This window comes from Azospirillum thiophilum (genome assembly GCF_001305595.1).
Taxonomy (GTDB): domain Bacteria; phylum Pseudomonadota; class Alphaproteobacteria; order Azospirillales; family Azospirillaceae; genus Azospirillum; species Azospirillum thiophilum.
The window spans coordinates 414,487-433,582 of record NZ_CP012406.1; the positions used below are offsets into that span (position 1 = coordinate 414,487).

Genomic DNA, 19,096 nt, shown 5'->3' on the forward strand with positions numbered 1-19,096 from the left:
CATGTTCATTCGGCCATCCCGTTCATTCGAAAGGCCCCGACCCGTCGCGCAGGACGAGAAGCTGCGTGGCGACATGCGACATGATGCGGTCGTTGCCGATCATGAGTGCGGCGGAATGGGCGTCGCGCAGGTGGCGGCCCAGGCTGTAGGGGGTGTCGTTGCGGTAGCCGGCCAGCCCGCAGGTGCGGATCGCCGCCTCCACCACCTCGCGCACCAGCTCCGACGTCGTGACCTTCAACGTCGCCATGGCGGTGGCAAAGGGCAGCCCGGTCAGCAGCTCCGGCGAGCCGCAGGCCAACTCGTAGCGGTTGATGGCGGTGAGGATGGTGGCCTTCATCTGCTGGAGCTTCGCCGTCGCCTCGGCCAGCCGGACGGCCGAGGCCGGGGTGGTGCCCGGCTTGCGCCTCGCCTCCGCCCGGACGAAGGCGCGGGCGCGGCTCACCGCGTCGGCGGCGATGCCGAGCCAGCAACTGCTCCACAGGATATGTGTCACCGGCAGCATGGTCCGGGCCGACAGGTCGGCATAGGGCAGCGGCAGGATCTGGTCGATGACGCCCGACGCCTCCAGGCGGTAGCCGTCGGAACAGGTGCCGCGCATCCCCATCGCGTCCCACAGCGTCGTCTTCTCCAGCCGGAAATCCTCCCTGGCCAGCACCACCAGCACCTGATCGGACGAGGGGGCGTCCGGAGTGCGCCGCGCCGTGACCAGGATCGCGTCCGACTGGTCGCCATAGGAGATGACCGAGGCGTTCTTCGCCAGGGTGAAGCGGCCGCCCCCGGCCCCCTGATCGGCTCCCTGGTCCACCTTGACGGCGCAGACGCTGTTGCGGATGTCGCCGCCGGTCTCCGCCTCGGTCGTGGCGGATCCCAGCAGCAGCTGTTCGGCGGCGATGCGCGCCATCAGGCCGCGGTGCCAGCCGTTCCCGCCATGGTGGACCAGACAGGCGACCTGGATCTGGTGCATGGCATGGATCATGCCGGTGGAGCCGCAGCCGCGGGCGAGCGCATGGCAGGCCGCCGCCACCTCGAACAGCGAGGCGCCGCCGCCGCCGAGCTCCGCCGGCACCATGGCGCCGAGCAGCCCCTCGGCGCGCAGGGCGTCGAACGCCTCGGCCGGGAAGCGGCCGTCGCGGTCGACCGCATCGGCATGGCGAGCCGCGATTTCGGCCCCGATGACCCGCGCCCGCTCCGCCACGCCGCCATGAGCGGCCCGGTCGGTCGCCCCGGCCGGGACGGCGCTCACGCCGCTCCCCCATCCGTCAGGCCGCGCATGGCGTCGCGTATCGCGGCGATGCTCTCGAAGGTGCGGCGGTTCAGCAGCCGCTCGGGAAACTCGACGTCGAACTGCTCTTCCAGCCCCAGCATCAGCCCTACGCAGCCGTGGGAGGTGAGGCCGGCGGCGTAGAGGTCGTCATCGACGGCCAGCGTGCCGGCATCGACCGCCAGTCCGCCGCACTCGGCCAGCACGGAGCGGATGTCGTCGATCATCGTATCGCCGTTCCCGCCGGCCGGAGAGCCGCCGAAGGACGAACCGTCGAAGGACGAAGCGGCGAAAGGCGGACTGACATCCTGCGGCATTCTTGCGATCCTCTGGAAACCATTGACCCCAAGCTAGCCACGCCACACCGGTGCTTCCACTCGGCATCGGTATGGCCGCATGGCTATCCATGTGATGAAAACCTTCACCGGTGGGGGTAAGCACAGGGTAGGGTCGGCCGTTGGCCCCGGTTCCGCTCATGCCGACTGTCTGACCCTGGCCGGCCGGTTCCTGTATCCGGGCGCCTTTCACATAGGCGGAATTTTGCCGTCATATGACCGTCGGATTTTCACAGAATGGAAGCTCCGACGCTATCTTTTCGCCACTGCGGAAAAATCGATTGACGGACCGCGGACAGATGGAAACCATGCAAGGGCCGGTGTGACCGATGGTCGCAATGGCTCCGCAATGCTTGCAGTTCCGAAATCACGGTCAACGCGGGCTTGCACCAATCCACCCCGCAACCATACCAGCCGTGCCGCGTCCACCGCGCCACATCCGTTCCGAGGGATCCCACGCCATGGCCATCGCCGCTTCCGCCGCGCCAAACGGCACCCCACCCGGCACCGGCCGGCGCAATCTCGGCGTGCGGGCGAAGCTGCTGCTGGCCTTCGCCGGCATGGCGGCGATGACGGTGGCGGCCAGCGCGGTCGGGCTGATGTCCTTCTCCGCGGTGGAGGCGCCGATGGAGCAGATCGCCGACACCAGCTTGCCGGAGATGGAGCTGGCGACCCGGCTGGCCGGGGAAAGCGGCCGCATCGCGTCGGCCGCCCCCGCGCTCGACGGCGCCGCCAGCCAGGAGGAGCGGGAGCGCATCAAGGCCGAGACGGCCAAGGACGCCCGCGACTTCCTCGCGCTGGTCGACGAGCTGGCCCGGCGCCGGCCGCAGGATCCGCTGCTGGGAGAGGTGCGCGACACCGGCAACGCGCTGATCGGCACGCTCGACCGCGTCAATGACGGGGTCTCCCACCGGCTTTCGCTGCGCGACCGGCGCGAGGCGGCCGGCGGCCGGCTGGCCCAGTCCTACGACGGTTTCCTGAAGACGCTGGCCCCGCTGGTCGACGGCGCCGGCAACGCCCTGCAGGAAAAGGGCATGGCGCTGGACGGCGGCACCGACCGCGACATGGGGGCGCTGTCCGACGCGGTGCGCTCGATGATCGCGCTCTACGACCTGCGCGGCAGCATCGCCGGTGCGCTCGACGCCATGAACCGGTCCGGTACCGCCCCGGACGCCAAGACCATCATCGAGTTGCAGCAGGCCTATCTGGAATCCTCCTCCCAGGTCAGCGCCTCGCTCGGCACGCTGGGCGACCGCGTGGCGCCGGACACCGGTGCCAGGATCGACGCGCTGTTCCTCTTCGGCTACGGCAAGGACAATGTCTTCGACCTGCGCCGCGCTGCGCTGGACGGCACCGGGAACAGCAGCGGCGCGGTCGACCGCCGGCTGGCCGACCGGCTGGCCGATGCGCGGGCGCAGGCAGCCCAGCTGCTCGACGGGCTGAAGGCGCCGCTGCGCAAGGTCCAGAGCGACATCAAGCGCGCCAATTTCGACGTCCGCTCCCAGATCCAGGAGGCGATGCAGGATCTGCTGGGCAGCGGGCTGGAGCGGTTCCGCACATATCTGGAGCTGTCGACCTACGGCACCGCCCTGACCGGCGCGCTGAACGAGGCGGCGCAGGCCCCCGACGCCGCCCGGCTCGATCTGCTGGAGAAGCGCTTCTCCGCCGCGTCGTCGGCGCTCTACGAACGGGTCGGCAAGCTCCGCAGCGATGTCGGCGGCGACGCCGAAGGCAACGAGGTGCTGGCCGCGCTGGCGCGGGCGCTGACCGGCTTCGGCCGGGGCGAGGACGGCATCGTCTCGCTGCGCCGGGCCGAGCTGGCGGCGGCGGCCGACACCGGCCGGGTGCTGGCGGAAAGCCGCCTGCTGGCCCAGAGCTTCGCCGCCACCGTCGACCGCCAGATCGCCGCCATGCGGGACGAGGCCAAGTCCGCCGTCGCCGGCACCGGCGGCACCATCGACGCCGGCCGCCGCATGCTGATCCTGTTCGCCGCCGGCAGCCTGGTCGGCGCGGTGGCGCTGGCCTGGCTGGTCGTCGGCCGCCACATCGTCGCCCGCCTGAGCGCCCTGTCGGATGCCATGCGCGCCATCGCCGCCGGCAACCTCGACGCCGCCATTCCCGCCGCCGGCTCCGACGAGATCGGCGACATGACCCGCGCCCTGACCATCTTCCGCGACACCGCCACCGAGGCGAAGGCCGCCAGCGCCCGCATCGAGGCCGAACGCGGCCGCGCCGCCGGCGAGCGCCGCCGCGCCATGGTCGAGATGGCGGAGAATTTCGAGAGCAGCGTCCGCGGCGTGCTCGACCGCGTCGCCCAGGCCGCCGGCGAGATGCAGGACATGGCCGAGCGGATGACCCGCAGCGCCGACCTCACCGCCGGGGAGGCGACGACCGCCGCCGGCAGCTCCCAGCAGGCGGAAGGCAACGTCAAGGCGGTGGCCGCCGCGACCGAGGAGCTGTCCGCCTCCATCCAGGAGATCGGCTCGCAGGTCCACGCCTCCAGCCGCATCGTCCGCAAGGCCGCCGACGAGGCCGAGCGCACCGACCGCACGGTCGAGGGGCTGGCGCAGACCGCCGGCCGCATCGGCGAGGTGGTCGGGCTGATCCAGTCGATCGCCGGCCAGACCAACCTTCTGGCCCTGAACGCCACCATCGAGGCCGCCCGCGCCGGAGAGGCCGGCAAGGGTTTCGCCGTGGTGGCGTCGGAGGTGAAGGGGCTGGCGACCCAGACCGCCAAGGCGACGGAGGACATCTCCGCCCAGATCGCCGCGATGCAGGCAGTGACGCAGGAGGCGGTGGACGCCATCCGCTCCATCGCCGTCACCATCCGCGAGGTCAACGAGATCTCGGCCACCATCGCCGCCGCTGTGGAACAGCAGAGCGCCGCCACCCGCGAGATCGCCCGCAATGTCGGCGAGGCGGCCGACAGCACCCGCCATGTCCGCGGCAACATCGACAGCGTCGCCGACGCGGCGCGGGAGTCGGGGGAATCGGCCAACCGCGTGCTGTCGGCCTCCTCGACCGTGCAGGGCCAGCTGCGGTCGCTGGCCGGTCAGGTCGATGCGCTGGTCGACGGGATGCGGGCGGCCTGACGCTCCTCCCGCAGAATCGTGCTCCCTACGGCCCGTCCGCCAGCTCCCGCAAGGCATCCAGGCCGCAGCGGAAGCGGTTGGGCCGCAGCTCCTCCAGCACGCCCTGGCGCTTCAACTCGGCCACCACGCGGCTGGCGGTCTCGGTGGTGATGCCCAGCACGGCGCCGACATCCTCCCGCCCGAAGAAGTCGCATTCGCCGCGCTCGTCCACCAGGGTCAGGAACAGGCGGGCGACCCGGGCGCGGGCACTGCCGGTGCCCAGCTCGACCAGGAAGGCGTCGGCCCGCTCGACCGCCTGATGCCAGCGCCGCATCAGCTGCCGGTGCAGGTGCCCGGTTTCGACCGACAGGCGCTGGATCACCGCGACCGGGATGCGGCAGGTCAGCACCGGATGGATGGCGATGGCTGTGTGCCGGTAGGGTTCGCCCAGCGCCGCCTCCAGCCCGGCGGTGTCGCCGGCCCGCAGCAGCCGGACGATGCGCTGGCTGCCGTTGGGCAGATACTGCACCAGCTTCACCAGCCCGCCGCGCACGGTGTAGAGCGCCGACGGCTCGTCGCCGACATGGTAGAGCGCCGCCCCCGGCGCCACGGTGAATTCATCGATGGGCAGATGGATCAGGCCGAAATCGGCCTCGGTCAGGTCGGCGAACAGCGCCGACTCCCGGATGCCGCACCCCCGGCAATTGGCCAGACCCCGCCACGCCGCGGTGATGTCGGTCTTCTTCACGGTCATGTCCATGGTTTGCGGCGGGGCTATGCTGTGGGTACGAACGGTCGCGGACGCCGAGTTTGGCAGCTTTTCGGGCATGTTCCAAACGTCTTCCCACCTCTCCCGCCTTCGCGCCCCGGCCTGGAAGCGGTCTTGCATATCGGCAATGCCCCGCCGATCGTTGCGACTTTTCGCAAGCGCCCTTGACGCCGGCCCGGCTTTGCCCACATAAGACCAGACGAACGAACCGGGCTCTCACGGCTTTACGCCGGCAACCCCGCCCAATCCCCGCTCCCTGCCGTCCGACGGCCGCCCCGTGGCGCCTCCGGCATGGTCCTTTCAACTCCTTATCCGACGAGATCCGCATCGACGAGCGATGCACGCCCGCCCGGCAGCGTCGAATGCCGGCCTATGTGAGACGTACGACAGAGGCATGACGTTTGATTCAAAGCGGCGCCGGATGGCGCCGAACAACCGCGCACGCAACCCGCGTCCGCGCGATGACTTCGACGGCTCCCGCCCGACGGCCAACACGGTCCATGGCGGCGGCCCCATCGGCCCGGTTCCGGGCAAGGACGAGATCCTGTTCCTTCCGCTGGGCGGCTGTTCGCGCATCGGCATGAACATGGCGCTCTACGGTCATGCCGGCAAATGGCTGATCGTCGATGCCGGCGTGGCCTTCATGGGCGACGAGGCGCCGGGCGTCGACAGCCTGATGGCCGATCCGACCTTCATCGAGGAGCGGATGCAGGACGTCGTCGGGCTGGTGGTGACCCACGCCCACGAGGACCATATCGGCGCCATCCACCATCTGTGGCCGCGCCTGCGCTGCCCGATCTATGCCAGCCCCTTCGCCTCGCACATCATCCGCGACCGGCTGAAGGAGAAGGGCGCCCACCGCGCCGCCAAGGTGCAGACCTTCGACATCGGCGACACGCTGCGGATCGGTCCGTTCCGGATCGAGACCATCGCCGTCACCCATTCGATCCCCGAGCCGATGTCGCTGGCGATCCGCACGGCGGCCGGCACGGTTCTGCACACCGGCGACTGGAAGTTCGATCCCGATCCGCTGATCGGCCGGACCACCGATTTCGCCGCGCTGAAGCGCCTGGGCGACGAGGGGCTGCTCGCCATGATGTGCGACAGCACCAACGCCGACGTGCCCGGCGCGACCGGGTCGGAAGCCGATGCGCGGGCCGGCCTGATCGCCGCCTTCGCCGGCCGTCCGGGCGCCATCGCCGTCACCGGCTTCGCCTCCAATGTCGCCCGCATGACCGCGGTGGCCGAGGCCGCGGCGGCGGTCGGCCGGAAGGTCGTGCTGGTCGGCCGCTCCATGCTGCGCATGGAGAAGGCGGCGCAGGCCTGCGGCTATCTCGACCATGTGCCGGACTTCATGGACGTGCGCGAAGCCTCCTGGACCCCGCGCGAGAACCTCGTGTTCCTGTGCACGGGCAGCCAGGGCGAGGAGCGGGCGGCGCTGAGCCGTCTGGCCCGCAACGAGCACCGCGAGCTGTGGCTGGAGGAGGGCGACACCGTCATCTTCTCCGCCCGCACCATCCCCGGCAACGAGGAGGTGCTGGCCGACATCCACGCGCATCTGCGCGGCATGGGCGTCGAGATCGTCACCCCGGCCGACGCGCCGGTCCACGTCTCCGGCCACCCGAAACGCGACGACCTCGCCCGCATGTACGGTCTGGTCCGTCCCCGCTTCGCCGTGCCGGTCCATGGCACAATCGGCCATATGGAGGCCCATGCCCGCCTCGCCCGCTCCTGCGGCGTCGAGCGCGCGCTGGTCCCGGAGGATGGCGACATCCTGCGCATCGCCCATGAGGGCACCCGCGTGATCGGCCGCATCGAACCGAGGCGCCTCGCCAACACCGGCCGCGAGCTGATCCCCTGGATCCCGCCGGTGACGGTGGATGAGGACATGGCGGAGCGCGTCGCTGCCTGACGGCGCGTATCCGGCCCTGACGGCAGACGCCCCGCACCCTCCGGTGCGGGGCGTTTTTCGTTGCGGTGCACATCGATGGGGACGGGCATGGCGCGGCTGTTGCATACTCCGGTGCGTCTTTTCGTCCCATGGAGTGAAGTTTCGATGTCATTGCTCTCCTGCTGCCGCGGTGCCGCGCTGTCGGCCCTGCTCCTGTTCGGACTGAACGGGACGTCCCAGGCTGCGGAGCCGGTCAAGGTCAAGGTCTTCGTCGGCTCGATGTTCGAGATCGGCAAGAACACCGGCGACCGCGCGGGCGAGTTCCAGCACTGGTACGAGCGCTATTGGCAGACGGCCGAGCCGATCGCGGTGAAGGGTGCGCTGAACCCGGTCTATTGCAACACCGACGGCGTGTGCGGCTCGGTGCTGGGCATGGGCAAGGTCAGCTCGTCGGCCTCGATGCAGGCGATCCTGCTGAATCCGCAGCTCGACCTGTCGCAGGCCTATTTCCTGGTCACCGGCGTCGCCGGCACCCCGCCGTCGCGCGGCACCATCGGCGAGGTCAATTGGGCGACCTGGGTCGTCGACTATGACCTCGGCCACCGCTGGGCGCCGGAGGAGAACAAGCCGGGCGAGCCGACCTTCATGCCGCGCAAGGGCTACGAGGCGGTGCGGCTGTTCCCGATGAACCCGGCGCTGGTGTCCTGGGCGATGAAGCTGACCGCCGACACGCCGCTGAAGGACAGCGACTCCGCCCGTGCCTACCGCAAGCGCTATCCGCAGGAAGCCGCGCAGCGTGCTCCTTTCGTGGGCACCGGCACCCACATGACCGGCGACACCTTCTTCCACGGCCCCGGCATGTCGGCGCAGGCGCAATACATCGCCAAGCTCTATGGCGCCGACGACTATGTCATCACCGAGATGGAGGCGGCGGCGATCACGCTGGTGATCAAGCGGCTGCAGGGTTCCGACCGGGTGATGAGCCTGCGCGGCGCGGTCAATTTCGACCAGGGCAACCCGAACGAGACCACGCTCCAGCATCTCGATCCCAAGCCGGGCGAAACCGCCGGCGGCTTCGCCGAGACGGTGGAGAATGTGGAGCTGGTCGGCTCCCGCATGGTCGACCACATCGTCGGCCATTGGGACCGGTGGAAAGACGGCGTGCCGGCGCTGCCCGCCCAATAAACGGCCGCCGGCGCGGGAGATCCGGCGCGGGAGATCCTGGCAGCAGGGCGCGCCGACAGGCGCGGATATCGGCGGCATCGTCCATGACCGATGATTTGGATCGGATCGCGTAAAATCGGCATCGATTTGAAGCGTGACTCCGATCGCCAAACACAGGGCTGGAGCTTCGTGCGTTTCATGGTGAACGCACGAAGCTCCAGGGCACCATCGTGGGCACAGAATCTACTTTTAGTTGCTGAATTGTGAACTCACCGGCCAATTAGGCTGATCCCATTCCAGCAAGTCGTTTATCCACGGGAGTGGCAGGATGGCTGTATTCAAGCGCCGCGGACACTCCCGCACCAGCCTGTCAGCGAATTTGTCGCAACCAGGACCAGTGGATTCAGAATTGTAAGGTTGTGGCGTCTTCTCTAAAATTTCAGAGCTGTCCCTCTGGGGATTATCGCTAACAATTATAAAATTTTACAGAAACGGAGCAGTGATGCGACAATTTATCACTTCGATAATACATCCTCGTATTTCGATACGGCTTCAAATGATTGTGGTTCTTTCGCTGCTGTCACTCGCGGCATTGGCTACTGTCATGTCATTTTCTCAGTATGACGCCATGTATACGGCGCGTGTGGAAAAACTGAAGGCGACGGTGGATTTGGCCACGTCTGTCGCTGCCGACCTCGAAAGTCGTGTGCAGGCCGGCACATTGACGCGGGAAAAGGCGTTGACCAGCTTCAGGGACACGATACGACCGCTGAAGTTCGACAGTGGGAACGGTTATTACTTTGTCTATACCTTCGACGGGACTCAAATTGTATTCGGCCCGGACCCGGCGAGCGAAGGGCAAAACAAAATCAATAAGGTCGATGCCTATGGAAATAAATATGTCGAGTCTCAGATAGCTGCGGCGCGCGCTGGTTCGGGCGTCATCACTTACTGGTTCCCGCGACCCGGAATGAAGGAACCCCTGGCAAAGGTCGCATATATCGCGGGCTTCCCGCAGTGGAACATCTCGATCGGAACCGCCGCTTACATCGATGATCTGGACGCCGACTTTTACGCCGGTTTGGAATGGACTGTCTTTTTGGTTCTTTTGTTTGTCCTGGTGACGGCGGGAGGCGCGCTGTTCGTCGCCACCGGCATCAAACGGCCGATTTCTCTTTTGCAGAAAGCCATGATCGCCTTGGCGAATGGGAATGTCGATGTCTCCGTGGCCGGAACGAAGCGTCATGATGAATTGGGTGAAATGGCCCGGGCGGTCGATGTGTTCCGCACTCATGCGATCGAAAACCGCCGCTTGATCGCCGAGCAGGACGCGGTGCGCGCGGCGGCTGAAGGCGAACGTCGCCGGCTGACCGGGGCATTGGCCGTCAGTCTCGAATCGCAGGTCGGCGGTGTCGTGAAGAATGTGTCCCTCGGCGCTGAAGATGCCGAAGGAGCGGCGAAGTCGCTGTCCGGCTCGGTGGAAGCCATTCGCGCACGCGCCACGTCGGTCAGCACGGCTGCCCAGCAAGCATCGGCCAATGTGAACACCGTGGCTGCGGCGACGGAGGAACTGTCGAACTCGATACTGGAGGTCAATGAGTTGATGGCGCGGTCGACCGCGGTCGTCGGTGAAGCGTCCAGTTTCGCCAAGGATGTCGATGGCAGAATGCAAAATCTGGTGGGTGTCGTGTCCCGTATCGGGGATGTTGCATCCCTGATCAACACCATCGCCTCCCAGACGAATCTGCTCGCGCTCAACGCGACGATCGAAGCGGCGCGTGCCGGTGCGGCGGGCAAGGGCTTCGAAGTCGTGGCGAACGAGGTCAAGAATCTGGCTGCGCAAACCGCGAAGGCGACGGACGATATCCGCGCCCAGATCGCCGAAGTGCAGAGCACAACCGGTCAGGCGGTTTTCGCCATCAACCAGATCACGGATGTCATCCATCAGATCGCCGACTTGTCCAAGACAGTCGCCGCATCCCTGGAGCAGCAGCGGGCCGCGACCGATGAGATTGCCCGCAACGCTCAACAGGCCGCCACGGGAACCCATGAGGTCAGCCAAGCCATGCAGGGGGTCAGCGAGGAGACTCAGTCGACGTTGCAAGCCACCAACCAGACCATGAACGTCGCCCGAGCCCTGTCGGAGCAAGCGCACGTGCTGCAAAATGCCATGCTGATGGTCTTGAAGGAGCTGAAGGCCAGTTCGGACAAGGAGGCGGTGATTGGACTCCGCACGGCGGAACGATGATGCGTCGCCGGTGACGGTGTTGCACCGCGCCGGCCATTGGATTTGGAGTTTCGTCCGTTCAATATGAAACGCACGAAACTCCAGCCTTATGCCAGGGTCAAAAGGTTCTGACTTTTGACCCTGGTTTCACTCCTCCGCCAGATTGGCGTAGAGCTGCTGCAGGGTGGCGTTCAGCTTGCCGATCTGCGATTCCGACAGCCCCTCGAAGCTGCGGGCGAACAGCTTGCCGGTCGCCTCCTGGATGCGCTCGACCAGCGCATGGCCGGCGGGGGTCATCGCCACCTCGGTGACGCGGCCGTCGTCGGCGTTGGTGCCGGTGTCCACCAGCCCTTCGGCCTTCATCCGGTAGACGATGCGGGTCATCGTCGACAGCTTGACGATGGCGTGGGTCGAGATCTCCGAGATGCTCGACGTGCCGTGCGTCTTCAGGATGAACAGCACCCGCCAGGTCGGGATGTCGGTGCCTATCCGCTTCAGCGCGGTCTCCATCTTCTGGGTGTAGATGCCCTGGACGCGGGCCAGCCAGTAGAAGGGAAACTCCTCGACCTGGAACTCGGGATCGGAGGGGATGTAGCGGCGCAGCTTCTTCGTAATGGCCATGATGCCCAATGTCTGTCCAGCGGTCGGCGAGGCCGGGGCCATCTTGTACCAACCGCCGGTTCGGTTGCCAAACGCCTTGCGGTGCCGCGACCCTCTGCCCCCTCCCCGACCCTCCCCCGCTCTCGCGGGAGAGGGGGGTTGAGCGCAGGAACGGTGGCAGTCCCCTCTCCCGCGGAGCGGGGGAGGGTTAGGGAGGGGGCGAAGGCTGCCGACAGGGCATGCGACAGCCCCCTTCACCAGCCCGGCCCGCGCGCCGCCCGCATCTTGCGCACCATGGCGTCGAAGAACTTCACGGCGAAGCCGCTGTCGCGGATCAGCATGGCGGTCAGGTCGCTGCATTTCTGCCGGACCTCGGTCGACAGCTCGACGTCCTCGCCGCGCATGCTGTCGGCCAGCGTCTGGATCTCGGCGGCGCGCTGCACCGTCCACAGCAGGAAGAAGGTCTTGGCGATGCTGGACTCCCCCACCGCGATGCCATGGTTGCGCAGCACCAGGATATGCTTGTTCCCCAGACTCTCCAGCATGCGCGGCTTTTCGTCGGCGAACAGCGTGATGCCCTCGAAGGCATGGTAGCCGACGCGGCCGTAGAGCTGGGCGCCGTAGAAGTCGTTGTGCGAGAAGGCCTGCTTCTTCTGCACGATGGCCGACACCTCGGTGGTGTGGGTGTGGATGACGCAGTGGATGTCGTCGCGCGCCTCGTGGATGGCGCTGTGCAGGGCGAAGCCGGCCGGGTTGGCGTCATAGGGCGACGGCTCCAGCTTCTCGCCGTCCAGCCCGACCTTCAGCAGGTTGGCCGGCGTCACCTCGGTGTAGTTCAGGCCGAAGGGGTTGACCAGATAGTGATGCGCCGGCCCCGGCAGCCGGGCCGAGATGTGGTTGAAGATCGTCTCGGTCCAGCCCATGAAATCGACGAGATGGTAGCAGTCGGCCAGTTGGCAGCGCAGCGCCCATTCCTCCTCGCCGATATGGGCGGGCCGGACGACGCTGTTGTGCCCCATGGCGGGCGCGGGAATGGAAACGGGAACGGCGGCGGTCGCGGTCGTCATGGATTGCGGTCCTCTTCCGGATGTTACAGGCCCGCGGCGGCGCGCAGCGCGCTGTCGCTCTTGAAGCGGGCGAGGATGGCGATGTTGCGGGTCAGCGGCATGGACAGCCCCTGCAGCTCGGCCAGTTCGATGACGGCCTCGCAGATCGCGGACAGCTCCAGCGGCAGCCCCTTCTCGAAATCCTGGAGCATGGAGGTCTTCACCGGCCCCATCCCCGCCCCCATCGCCAGCAGGGACGCCGGGTCCAGCTCGATCCGCGCGCCGTAGGCGGCGGCGGTCAGCAGCGCTTCGGACAGCATCTGCCGGGCGATCTGCGACAGCGACGGGTCGCCGTAGATGTCCTGCAGCGTCGCCCCCGACACCACCGACAGCGGGTTGGAGGAAAGATTGGCGATCACCTTGGTCCACAGCGGGTCGCGCACCCGCCCGCTGGCCTGGGTCTGGATGCCGCAGGCGCTCAGCATGGCGGCGGTGCGGGCCAGCCGGTCGCTGGGACGGTGGTCGATCTCGCCCAGGATCAGCTTCAGCGGGTTGAAGCTGCGGGCGACGCCCGGCGCCATGCGCTCGGCGGTGATGTAGGCGATGGCGCCGATCACCCGGTCGAGCGGCACCAGACCCTTCAATTCCCCGTCGGGATCGACCGAGCGGACGGCGCGGCCCTGGTGGCGCCCGCCCTCTCCCTCGAAATACCACCAGGGGATGCCGTTCACCACCGGGACGACCAGCGTCTGCGGCCCGATCATCGGCCGGGCCGACCGCACCAGCGGCAGCAGATCCTGCGCCTTGGCGCAGAGGAACAGCAGTCCGGGCTGCCCCAGCCCGTCGGCCGGTCCGGCCTCGACCCGCACATGATGCTCGCCCTCGCGGTCGGTCAGGTGCAGCCCGTCCTGCCGGATCACCTCCAGCGTCGTCCCGCGCGCCAGCACGCCGACCCGGTGGCCGGCGCGGGCGATGCGGACCGCCAGCGTGGTGCCGATCGCGCCCGCCCCGGCGATCCCGACATGCCAATGCCCGTGCCCGGCATCCGGATGCTCGCGCCAGTCGGGATCCGTCATGAGGCCAGCATCTCCTGATGCTTGCCGGCCATGCCGAGATAGGCCGCCACCACGCGGGGATCATGGGCCAGTTCCGACGCCGGCCCCTCCATGGCGATGCGCCCCAGCTCCAGCACATAGGCGTAATCGGCGACGCGCAGCGCGGCGCGGGCGTTCTGCTCGATCAGCAGGATCGACACCCCCTTGCGCCGCAGCTCCGAGATGATGCGGAAGACCTCGCGCACGATCAGCGGCGCCAGCCCGAGCGACGGCTCGTCCAGCATCAGCAGCTTCGGCCCGCCCATCAGCGCGCGGGCGAGCGCCAGCATCTGCCGCTCGCCGCCCGACAGGGTGGCCGCCATCTGCCCGCGCCGCTCCTTCAGCCGGGGGAACAGGACGTAGAGCTCCTCCATCGCCGCGTCCTGCTCCCGCCTGGAGCGGGAATGGAAGCGGAAGCCGCCGAGCCGCAGATTGTCTTCCACGCTCATGGTGGCGAACAGCGCGCGCTTTTCCGGCACCAGGCTCATGCCGCGCGCCACCATGTCCTGGATCGACGGCGATGCCCCGTCATGGCCAAGGAAGCTGACCCGGCCGCGCGAGGGCAGCACGCCCATGATGGCGGACAGCAGCGTCGTCTTGCCGGCGCCGTTCGGGCCGATCACCGTGACGATCTGCCCCGCGCCCACCCGCAGGCTGGCGTTGCTCAGTGCCTCGATCTTGCCGTAGGAGACGCAGAGGTCCGAGACCTCCAGCAGCGGCGCGCTCATTCGATCCCTCCCAGATAGGCTTCGAGGACGGCCGGGTTGGTCTGGATCGTCTCGGGCGGTCCCTCGGCGATGCGCTCGCCGAACTCCATGACATAGACGCGGTCGACCAGCCCCATGACGAAGTCCATGTCATGCTCGACCAGCAGGATCGCCATGCCCTCCGACCGCAGCCGGACCAGCAGCTCGGCCAGCGCCTGCTTCTCCAGGAAGCGCAGGCCGGCGGCAGGCTCGTCGAGCAGCAGCAGGCAGGGATCGGCACACAGCGCGCGGGCGATCTCCAGGAGGCGCTGCTGGCCAAGTGCCAGGCTGCCAGCCTCGGCATGCAGATATTGGCCGAGCCCGACGCGGACCAGCTGGCGCCGCGCCTCCGCCAGCAGCCGCGCCTCTTCCGCGCGGTCCAGCCGCAGCGCCGCGGCGGCGACGCCCTTCGACCCGCGCAGATGGGCGCCGATGGCGACATTCTCCAGCACGCTCATGCTGGGCAGCAGCTTGACATGCTGGAAGCTGCGGCTGAGGCCGGCGCCGGCCATGGCGCGGGCGGTGCGGCCGTCGATGCGCTCGCCAAGGAAGCGGATCTCGCCGGAGGTCGGATGGTCGACGCAGGAGAGCTGGTTGAACAGCGTGCTCTTGCCCGCCCCGTTCGGCCCGATCACCGCCAGGATCTCGCCGGCCCGCACGGTGAAGCTGATGTCGCGGTTGGCGACCAGCCCGCCGAAGCGCCGGGTGATGCCCTTGGCCTCCAGCACCACCTCGCCCTTGGCCGGCATGGCGCGGCGGGGCAGCGGCTCGGCGTCGGGAAGATCCACATCGTCCACCGCCCCCGTCGGCCGGTGCCGGCGCCGCTCGAACAGCTTGGCGATCCAGCCGGCGATGCCGCCGGGCAGATGCTGCATCAGCAGCACGATCAGCAGGCCGAAGACGATCGCTTCGAAATTGCCGCTGCGGCCCAGCAGGTGCGGCAGCAGATCCTGCAGCCATTGCTTGGCGAAGGTGACGCCGGCGGCGCCGATCACCGCCCCCCAGACCTGCCCCACCCCGCCGATCAGCGCCATGAACAGGAAGTCGATGCCGGCCTGCAGGCTGAAGGGGGCCGGGCTGACGAAACGCTGGGTGTAGGCATAGAGCCAGCCGGCCAGCCCGGCATAGAGGGCTGCGACCAGGAAGGCGGTCATCTTGGCGCGAAAGCTGTCGACGCCCATCGATTCCGACATGCGCTGTCCGCCGCGCAACGCCCGGATGGCGCGGCCGACGCGGGAGTCCAGCAGGTTCAGCGTCGCCACCACCGCCAGCAGCAGAATGGCCCAGATCAGGTAGAACAGCGCCTCCGCCTTGTCGAAGGCGATGCCGAACAGGCTCAGCGCCGGGATGCCGGACAGGCCGGTGTGACCACCCAGGAATTCCAGATTGCCGAACAGGTAGAACAGCGACAGGCCCCAGGCGATGGTGCCGAGCGGCAGGTAATGGCCCGACAGCCGCAGCGTCACCGCCCCCAGCAGCGTGGCGATGGCGAGCGTCAGCACCAGCCCCACCGCCAGCCCGGCCAGCGGCGACCCCGCCATCCAGGCGAGCGGCCCCGGCAGGTCGGCGGCGGTCACCGTGGCGAGATAGGCCGTCGCATAGGCGCTGACGCCGATGAAGGCGGCCTGACCGAAGCTGGTCATCCCGGCGACGCCGGTCAGCAGGACGAGGCCGAGCGTCGCCAGCGCGAAGATGCCGATGTTGTTGGCCAGCGTGACCTGATATGTCGGCAGCAGCAGCGGGGCGGCGGCCAGCAGCGGCACCAGCGCCAGCAGGATCCAGCCGGACGGCGACAGTTTGGGCATCGACGGGGCGGGCCTCCCGGCGGAAGTTTTTGAAAGAACGCCGGGCTTCATTCCTCGTCCTCCGCGCCATGGTGGGAGAGGGAGCGCCAGACCAGCACCGGAAGGATCAGCGTGAAGACGATGACCTCCTTGTAGCTGCTGGCCCAGAAGGTGGAGAAGGATTCGGCCTGCCCGATCAGCAGGGCGCCGAGCGCCGCCACCGGGTAGCTCGCCAGCCCGCCGATGATGGCGCCGACGAAGCCCTTCAGGCTGATGATGAAGCCGCTGTCGTAATAGATCGTGGTGATCGGCGCGATCAGGATGCCCGACAGGCTGCCGATCAGCGCCGCCAGCGCGAAGCTGGCCTTGCCCGCCAGTTCCGGCGAGATGCCGACCAGCTCGGCCCCCAGCCGGTTGACCGCGGCGGCGCGTAGCGCCTTGCCGTAGAGGCTGCGCTCGAAGAACAGGTAGAGGCCCAGGATCAGCGCCAGCGACACCGCCACCACCCAGATGGTCTGGCTGTTCAGCATCACCATGCCCAGGCGCAGGCCGCCGTCGGAGAAGGGTTCGGTGCGCGCGCCCTCCGGCCCGAACATCAGCAGGCCGACGCCGACCAGCACGACATGCACGGCGATGGAAACGATCAGCAGGACCAGCGGGTGCGCCGCGGCGATCGGCTGGTAGAAGACGCGGTAGAGCGCGAGGCCCAGCGGCACGATCAGGGCCATCGTCACCAGCGCCTGCACGGCGACGCCCATATCTGCCAGCGGCACCAATGTCGTCAGCGCGGTCAGTGCCGCGGCATAGGCCAAACCCAGCGCCGAGCCGAGCCGCACCGCCGGCCGGCCGTCGCGCCGCCAGACGGCGTGGATGTCCATGACCATGGCGGCGGCGGCCAGCGCCAGCAGCAGCCAGCCCAGCCGGACCGGCGTCCCGCCCTGCATCGCCGCCATGGTCAGGGCGGCGAAGGCGACGAATTCACCCTGCGGGATCAGGAGGATGCGGGTCACGGTGAAGACCAGCAGGATCGACAGCGCCAGCAATGCGTAGATGGCGCCGTTGGTGATTCCGTCCTGACCCAGCAGCATGACGATCTGGAAATTCATGACCGGTATCCCTTCGCTCCGGCGGCGGTCCCGTCTCCGTTCCGGGAACGGGCGGGCCGCCGCCGGATCACGTCACAAGGTCACTTCACCAGCGTCCACTTGCCGCCGGACACGGTGATCAGCTCGCGGCCGCGCTCGTCGAAGCCGCTGTGGTCGGCCGGGGTCAGGGTGTAGACGCCCTGGGTCGCCGGCAGCTCCTTCACCTGTTCCAGCGCGTCGCGCAGCGCGCTGCGGAAGCCGGCGGACCCCGGCTCGCCGCCCTTCAGTGCGACCGGGATGGCGCGCTCCAGCAGCAGGCCGGCGTCATAGACGTTGGCGCCGAAGGTGGCGGGCTTGGAACCGTTCAGCTTCTCGTAGGCGGCGACATAGTCGCCGGCGATCTTCTTGGACGGATGGCTGTCGGGCACCTGGTCCAGCACCAGCATCAGGCTGGCGGCCAGGATCGTGCCCTCCACCTTCTTGCCGCCCAGCTTGAGGAAGTCGGGCAGCGCCGCGCCATGGGTCTGGTAGAGCTTGCCGCGATAGCCCTGGTCATACAGCGTCGTCTGCGGCAGCACCGACGAGCTGCCGGGGGCGGCGATCAGCACCGCGTCGGGCGAGGCCGACAGGATCTTCAGCCCCTGCGCCGTCAGCGAGGTGTCCTGGCGCTGGAAGCGCTCGCTGGCCAGCAGCTTGATCCCGCGCTTGGCCGCGCCCGCGCCGAACACCTTCAGCCAGTTGTCGCCGTAGGGATCGGCGGTGCCGATGAAGCCGACCGACTTGATGCCGGTCTTCGCCATATGCTCCAGCAGCGCCTCGGCGATCAGGTCGTCGTTCTGGGTGGTCTTGAACACCCACTTCTTCTGTTCGGTCATCGGCAGCACGACGGCGGCGGTGCCGACCGGGGCCAGCATCGGCACGCCGGCCTCGGCGGCGAACTGGATGACGCCCATCGCGTTGGGCGAGCCCGACGGTCCGATGATGGCGTCGACCTTCTCCTCGGTGATCAGCTTCTTGAAGGCGGCGACGGTGGCGGTCGGGTCGCTGCCGTCGTCGAGCGTGATGTACTGCACCGTCTGGCCGCCGACGCTGGTCGGCAGCAGGGGAACGCTGTTCTTCTGCGGAATGCCGACCAGCGCGATGGGGCCGGTCGAGGAACTCACCACGCCGATCTTCACCTGCGCGTCCGCCTGGGCGGCGGCACCGGCCGCGAACGCCCCGAACAGCAGCGAGACCGCCAGTTTCTTTGCAAACACCGCACCCTCCGTTTCTGTATCGCCCGTCTGTTGTGATCCGCATGGCGGACCTGTCGGGCCGGTCCGGCCGGCGCCCACAAGGGCCGCTCCCGCCGTCCAACCTCTTGTTATGCCGAAAAGAACAAAGCAAAGACCGCGCCAGTGAAAGCGGCGGCGGCGGCGCCTCGATCATGGAAAACATCGACAATGGAAGACGCGAACAGTCGGAGACCGTCCCGCCGGCACAAGACTCGGTGGAAAAATGGGAAAGATCGAAGCGTCCGCACTGTGCCGGCTGGAATATCCGACAACTTTGTTCTTGGAGATTTCGATTGACGCCGCCACTGCGCCCCACCGTCGAAGACCTGCGGTGGTGACGCCGGATGCCGGCCGCCCTTGCCGTCCATTAAGCCAGAGTTCATTGAATCCGCAATCGAATTTTCAAGAAAAACTGCCCATTTTTTAGCACTCAATTGCATGCTTCTCAGGCGAAAAACCACCAAGCGGGATCATCAGGTACTTTGGCATGAGCCTCTGGCCGCAAAGTATGAACCACATGAAAAATCCTTGATTGACAATATCTTGAACGAAGGCTTCCGGCGACGGGAAGCTCGCGCCCCCGCTTTCCACCGACCAAAGCACTGCTCGGATTTTGTGCTTCGCCGCCGAAAATTATTTTCCCAAAGTCAATTGACTATTCACGTTTCTTGGCCTTAGGCTTCGGACATCCCATCCACCCCGAACCGCTCCGATCCCGGCCCCCCAGGACAAGCCCGGCATCGTGCGAG

General features: G+C 67.8%; 14 protein-coding genes. 4 read left to right on the forward strand and 10 right to left on the reverse strand.

Annotation, left to right across the window (positions count from 1 at the left end; all coding sequences use genetic code 11):
* Positions 1 to 22 precede the first annotated feature (22 nt).
* Both AL072_RS30220 and AL072_RS30225 read right to left on the reverse strand, forming a co-directional pair.
* Complete coding sequence (locus tag AL072_RS30220; protein ID WP_082109294.1) at positions 23 to 1,243, reverse strand: acyl-CoA dehydrogenase family protein; 1,221 nt, start codon at positions 1,241 to 1,243, stop codon at positions 23 to 25.
* The gene (locus tag AL072_RS30225; protein ID WP_281178709.1) at positions 1,240 to 1,578 is read right to left on the reverse strand and encodes an acyl carrier protein; all 339 of its coding nucleotides are present in this window, start codon (positions 1,576 to 1,578) and stop codon (positions 1,240 to 1,242) included. Before AL072_RS30225 ends, AL072_RS30220 begins: the two co-directional genes overlap by 4 nt.
* Before the next feature lie 479 nt (positions 1,579 to 2,057).
* Here AL072_RS30225 and AL072_RS30230 point away from each other — a divergent pair, with 479 nt between their 5' ends.
* A complete protein-coding gene (locus AL072_RS30230) occupies positions 2,058 to 4,688 on the forward strand; it encodes a methyl-accepting chemotaxis protein (RefSeq protein ID WP_045585159.1) in 2,631 nt (876 codons plus the stop codon).
* Positions 4,689 to 4,713: 25 nt separating this feature from the next.
* On the opposite strand, the gene AL072_RS30235 is transcribed toward AL072_RS30230, so the two are convergent.
* Positions 4,714 to 5,427 (reverse strand): Crp/Fnr family transcriptional regulator, encoded by a 714-nt coding sequence (locus AL072_RS30235; RefSeq protein WP_045585160.1) that lies wholly within the window; start codon positions 5,425 to 5,427, stop codon positions 4,714 to 4,716.
* Between the two features lie 403 nt (positions 5,428 to 5,830).
* Between AL072_RS30235 and AL072_RS30240 the strand changes: the two genes are divergently transcribed.
* From AL072_RS30240 to AL072_RS30250, 3 genes are all read left to right on the forward strand, one after another.
* A complete protein-coding gene (locus AL072_RS30240; RefSeq protein ID WP_245637057.1) occupies positions 5,831 to 7,348 on the forward strand; it encodes a ribonuclease J in 1,518 nt (505 codons plus the stop codon).
* Positions 7,349 to 7,492: 144 nt separating this feature from the next.
* Positions 7,493 to 8,512 carry a purine-nucleoside phosphorylase gene (locus AL072_RS30245; RefSeq protein WP_045585161.1) on the forward strand — a complete coding sequence of 340 codons (1,020 nt, stop codon included), beginning with the start codon at positions 7,493 to 7,495 and terminating at the stop codon, positions 8,510 to 8,512.
* A gap of 535 nt (positions 8,513 to 9,047) precedes the next feature.
* Complete coding sequence (locus tag AL072_RS30250; RefSeq protein WP_158511113.1) at positions 9,048 to 10,739, forward strand: methyl-accepting chemotaxis protein; 1,692 nt, start codon at positions 9,048 to 9,050, stop codon at positions 10,737 to 10,739.
* 126 nt (positions 10,740 to 10,865) lie between these two features.
* Here AL072_RS30250 and AL072_RS30255 read toward each other — a convergent pair whose 3' ends face one another.
* The 7 genes from AL072_RS30255 to AL072_RS30285 all read right to left on the reverse strand — a co-directional run bounded on the left by AL072_RS30255 (position 10,866) and on the right by AL072_RS30285 (position 18,329).
* Positions 10,866 to 11,339 carry a MarR family winged helix-turn-helix transcriptional regulator gene (locus tag AL072_RS30255; protein ID WP_045585329.1) on the reverse strand — a complete coding sequence of 158 codons (474 nt, stop codon included), beginning with the start codon at positions 11,337 to 11,339 and terminating at the stop codon, positions 10,866 to 10,868.
* A gap of 233 nt (positions 11,340 to 11,572) precedes the next feature.
* Positions 11,573 to 12,385, reverse strand: coding sequence for a class II aldolase/adducin family protein (locus tag AL072_RS30260; protein ID WP_245637058.1), 813 nt, complete (start codon positions 12,383 to 12,385; stop codon positions 11,573 to 11,575).
* Between the two features lie 23 nt (positions 12,386 to 12,408).
* A complete protein-coding gene (locus tag AL072_RS30265; RefSeq protein WP_045585163.1) occupies positions 12,409 to 13,440 on the reverse strand; it encodes a ketopantoate reductase family protein in 1,032 nt (343 codons plus the stop codon).
* Complete coding sequence (locus tag AL072_RS30270) at positions 13,437 to 14,186, reverse strand: ABC transporter ATP-binding protein (protein WP_045585164.1); 750 nt, start codon at positions 14,184 to 14,186, stop codon at positions 13,437 to 13,439. Before AL072_RS30270 ends, AL072_RS30265 begins: the two co-directional genes overlap by 4 nt.
* A complete protein-coding gene (locus AL072_RS30275) occupies positions 14,183 to 16,009 on the reverse strand; it encodes a branched-chain amino acid ABC transporter ATP-binding protein/permease (protein WP_052710365.1) in 1,827 nt (608 codons plus the stop codon). The genes AL072_RS30270 and AL072_RS30275 overlap by 4 nt, the downstream gene beginning before the upstream one ends.
* Before the next feature lie 47 nt (positions 16,010 to 16,056).
* Entirely contained in the window at positions 16,057 to 17,094 is a 1,038-nt protein-coding gene (locus tag AL072_RS30280) for a branched-chain amino acid ABC transporter permease (RefSeq protein WP_045585166.1), read from the reverse strand.
* Between the two features lie 80 nt (positions 17,095 to 17,174).
* Positions 17,175 to 18,329, reverse strand: coding sequence for an ABC transporter substrate-binding protein (locus AL072_RS30285; RefSeq protein ID WP_045585167.1), 1,155 nt, complete (start codon positions 18,327 to 18,329; stop codon positions 17,175 to 17,177).
* Positions 18,330 to 19,096 lie beyond the last annotated feature (767 nt).

Coding starts and splice junctions, on each gene's coding strand:
- AL072_RS30260 (WP_245637058.1), bottom strand. CDS start 12,385: ATGACGACCGCGACCGCCGCCGTTCCCGTTTCCATTCCCGCGCCCGCC.
- AL072_RS30225 (WP_281178709.1), bottom strand. CDS start 1,578: ATGCCGCAGGATGTCAGTCCGCCTTTCGCCGCTTCGTCCTTCGACGGT.
- AL072_RS30270 (WP_045585164.1), bottom strand. CDS start 14,186: ATGAGCGCGCCGCTGCTGGAGGTCTCGGACCTCTGCGTCTCCTACGGC.
- AL072_RS30275 (WP_052710365.1), bottom strand. CDS start 16,009: ATGCCCAAACTGTCGCCGTCCGGCTGGATCCTGCTGGCGCTGGTGCCG.
- AL072_RS30255 (WP_045585329.1), bottom strand. CDS start 11,339: ATGGCCATTACGAAGAAGCTGCGCCGCTACATCCCCTCCGATCCCGAG.
- AL072_RS30240 (WP_245637057.1), top strand. CDS start 5,831: ATGACGTTTGATTCAAAGCGGCGCCGGATGGCGCCGAACAACCGCGCA.
- AL072_RS30280 (WP_045585166.1), bottom strand. CDS start 17,094: ATGAATTTCCAGATCGTCATGCTGCTGGGTCAGGACGGAATCACCAAC.
- AL072_RS30265 (WP_045585163.1), bottom strand. CDS start 13,440: ATGACGGATCCCGACTGGCGCGAGCATCCGGATGCCGGGCACGGGCAT.
- AL072_RS30235 (WP_045585160.1), bottom strand. CDS start 5,427: ATGGACATGACCGTGAAGAAGACCGACATCACCGCGGCGTGGCGGGGT.
- AL072_RS30250 (WP_158511113.1), top strand. CDS start 9,048: ATGATTGTGGTTCTTTCGCTGCTGTCACTCGCGGCATTGGCTACTGTC.
- AL072_RS30245 (WP_045585161.1), top strand. CDS start 7,493: ATGTCATTGCTCTCCTGCTGCCGCGGTGCCGCGCTGTCGGCCCTGCTC.
- AL072_RS30230 (WP_045585159.1), top strand. CDS start 2,058: ATGGCCATCGCCGCTTCCGCCGCGCCAAACGGCACCCCACCCGGCACC.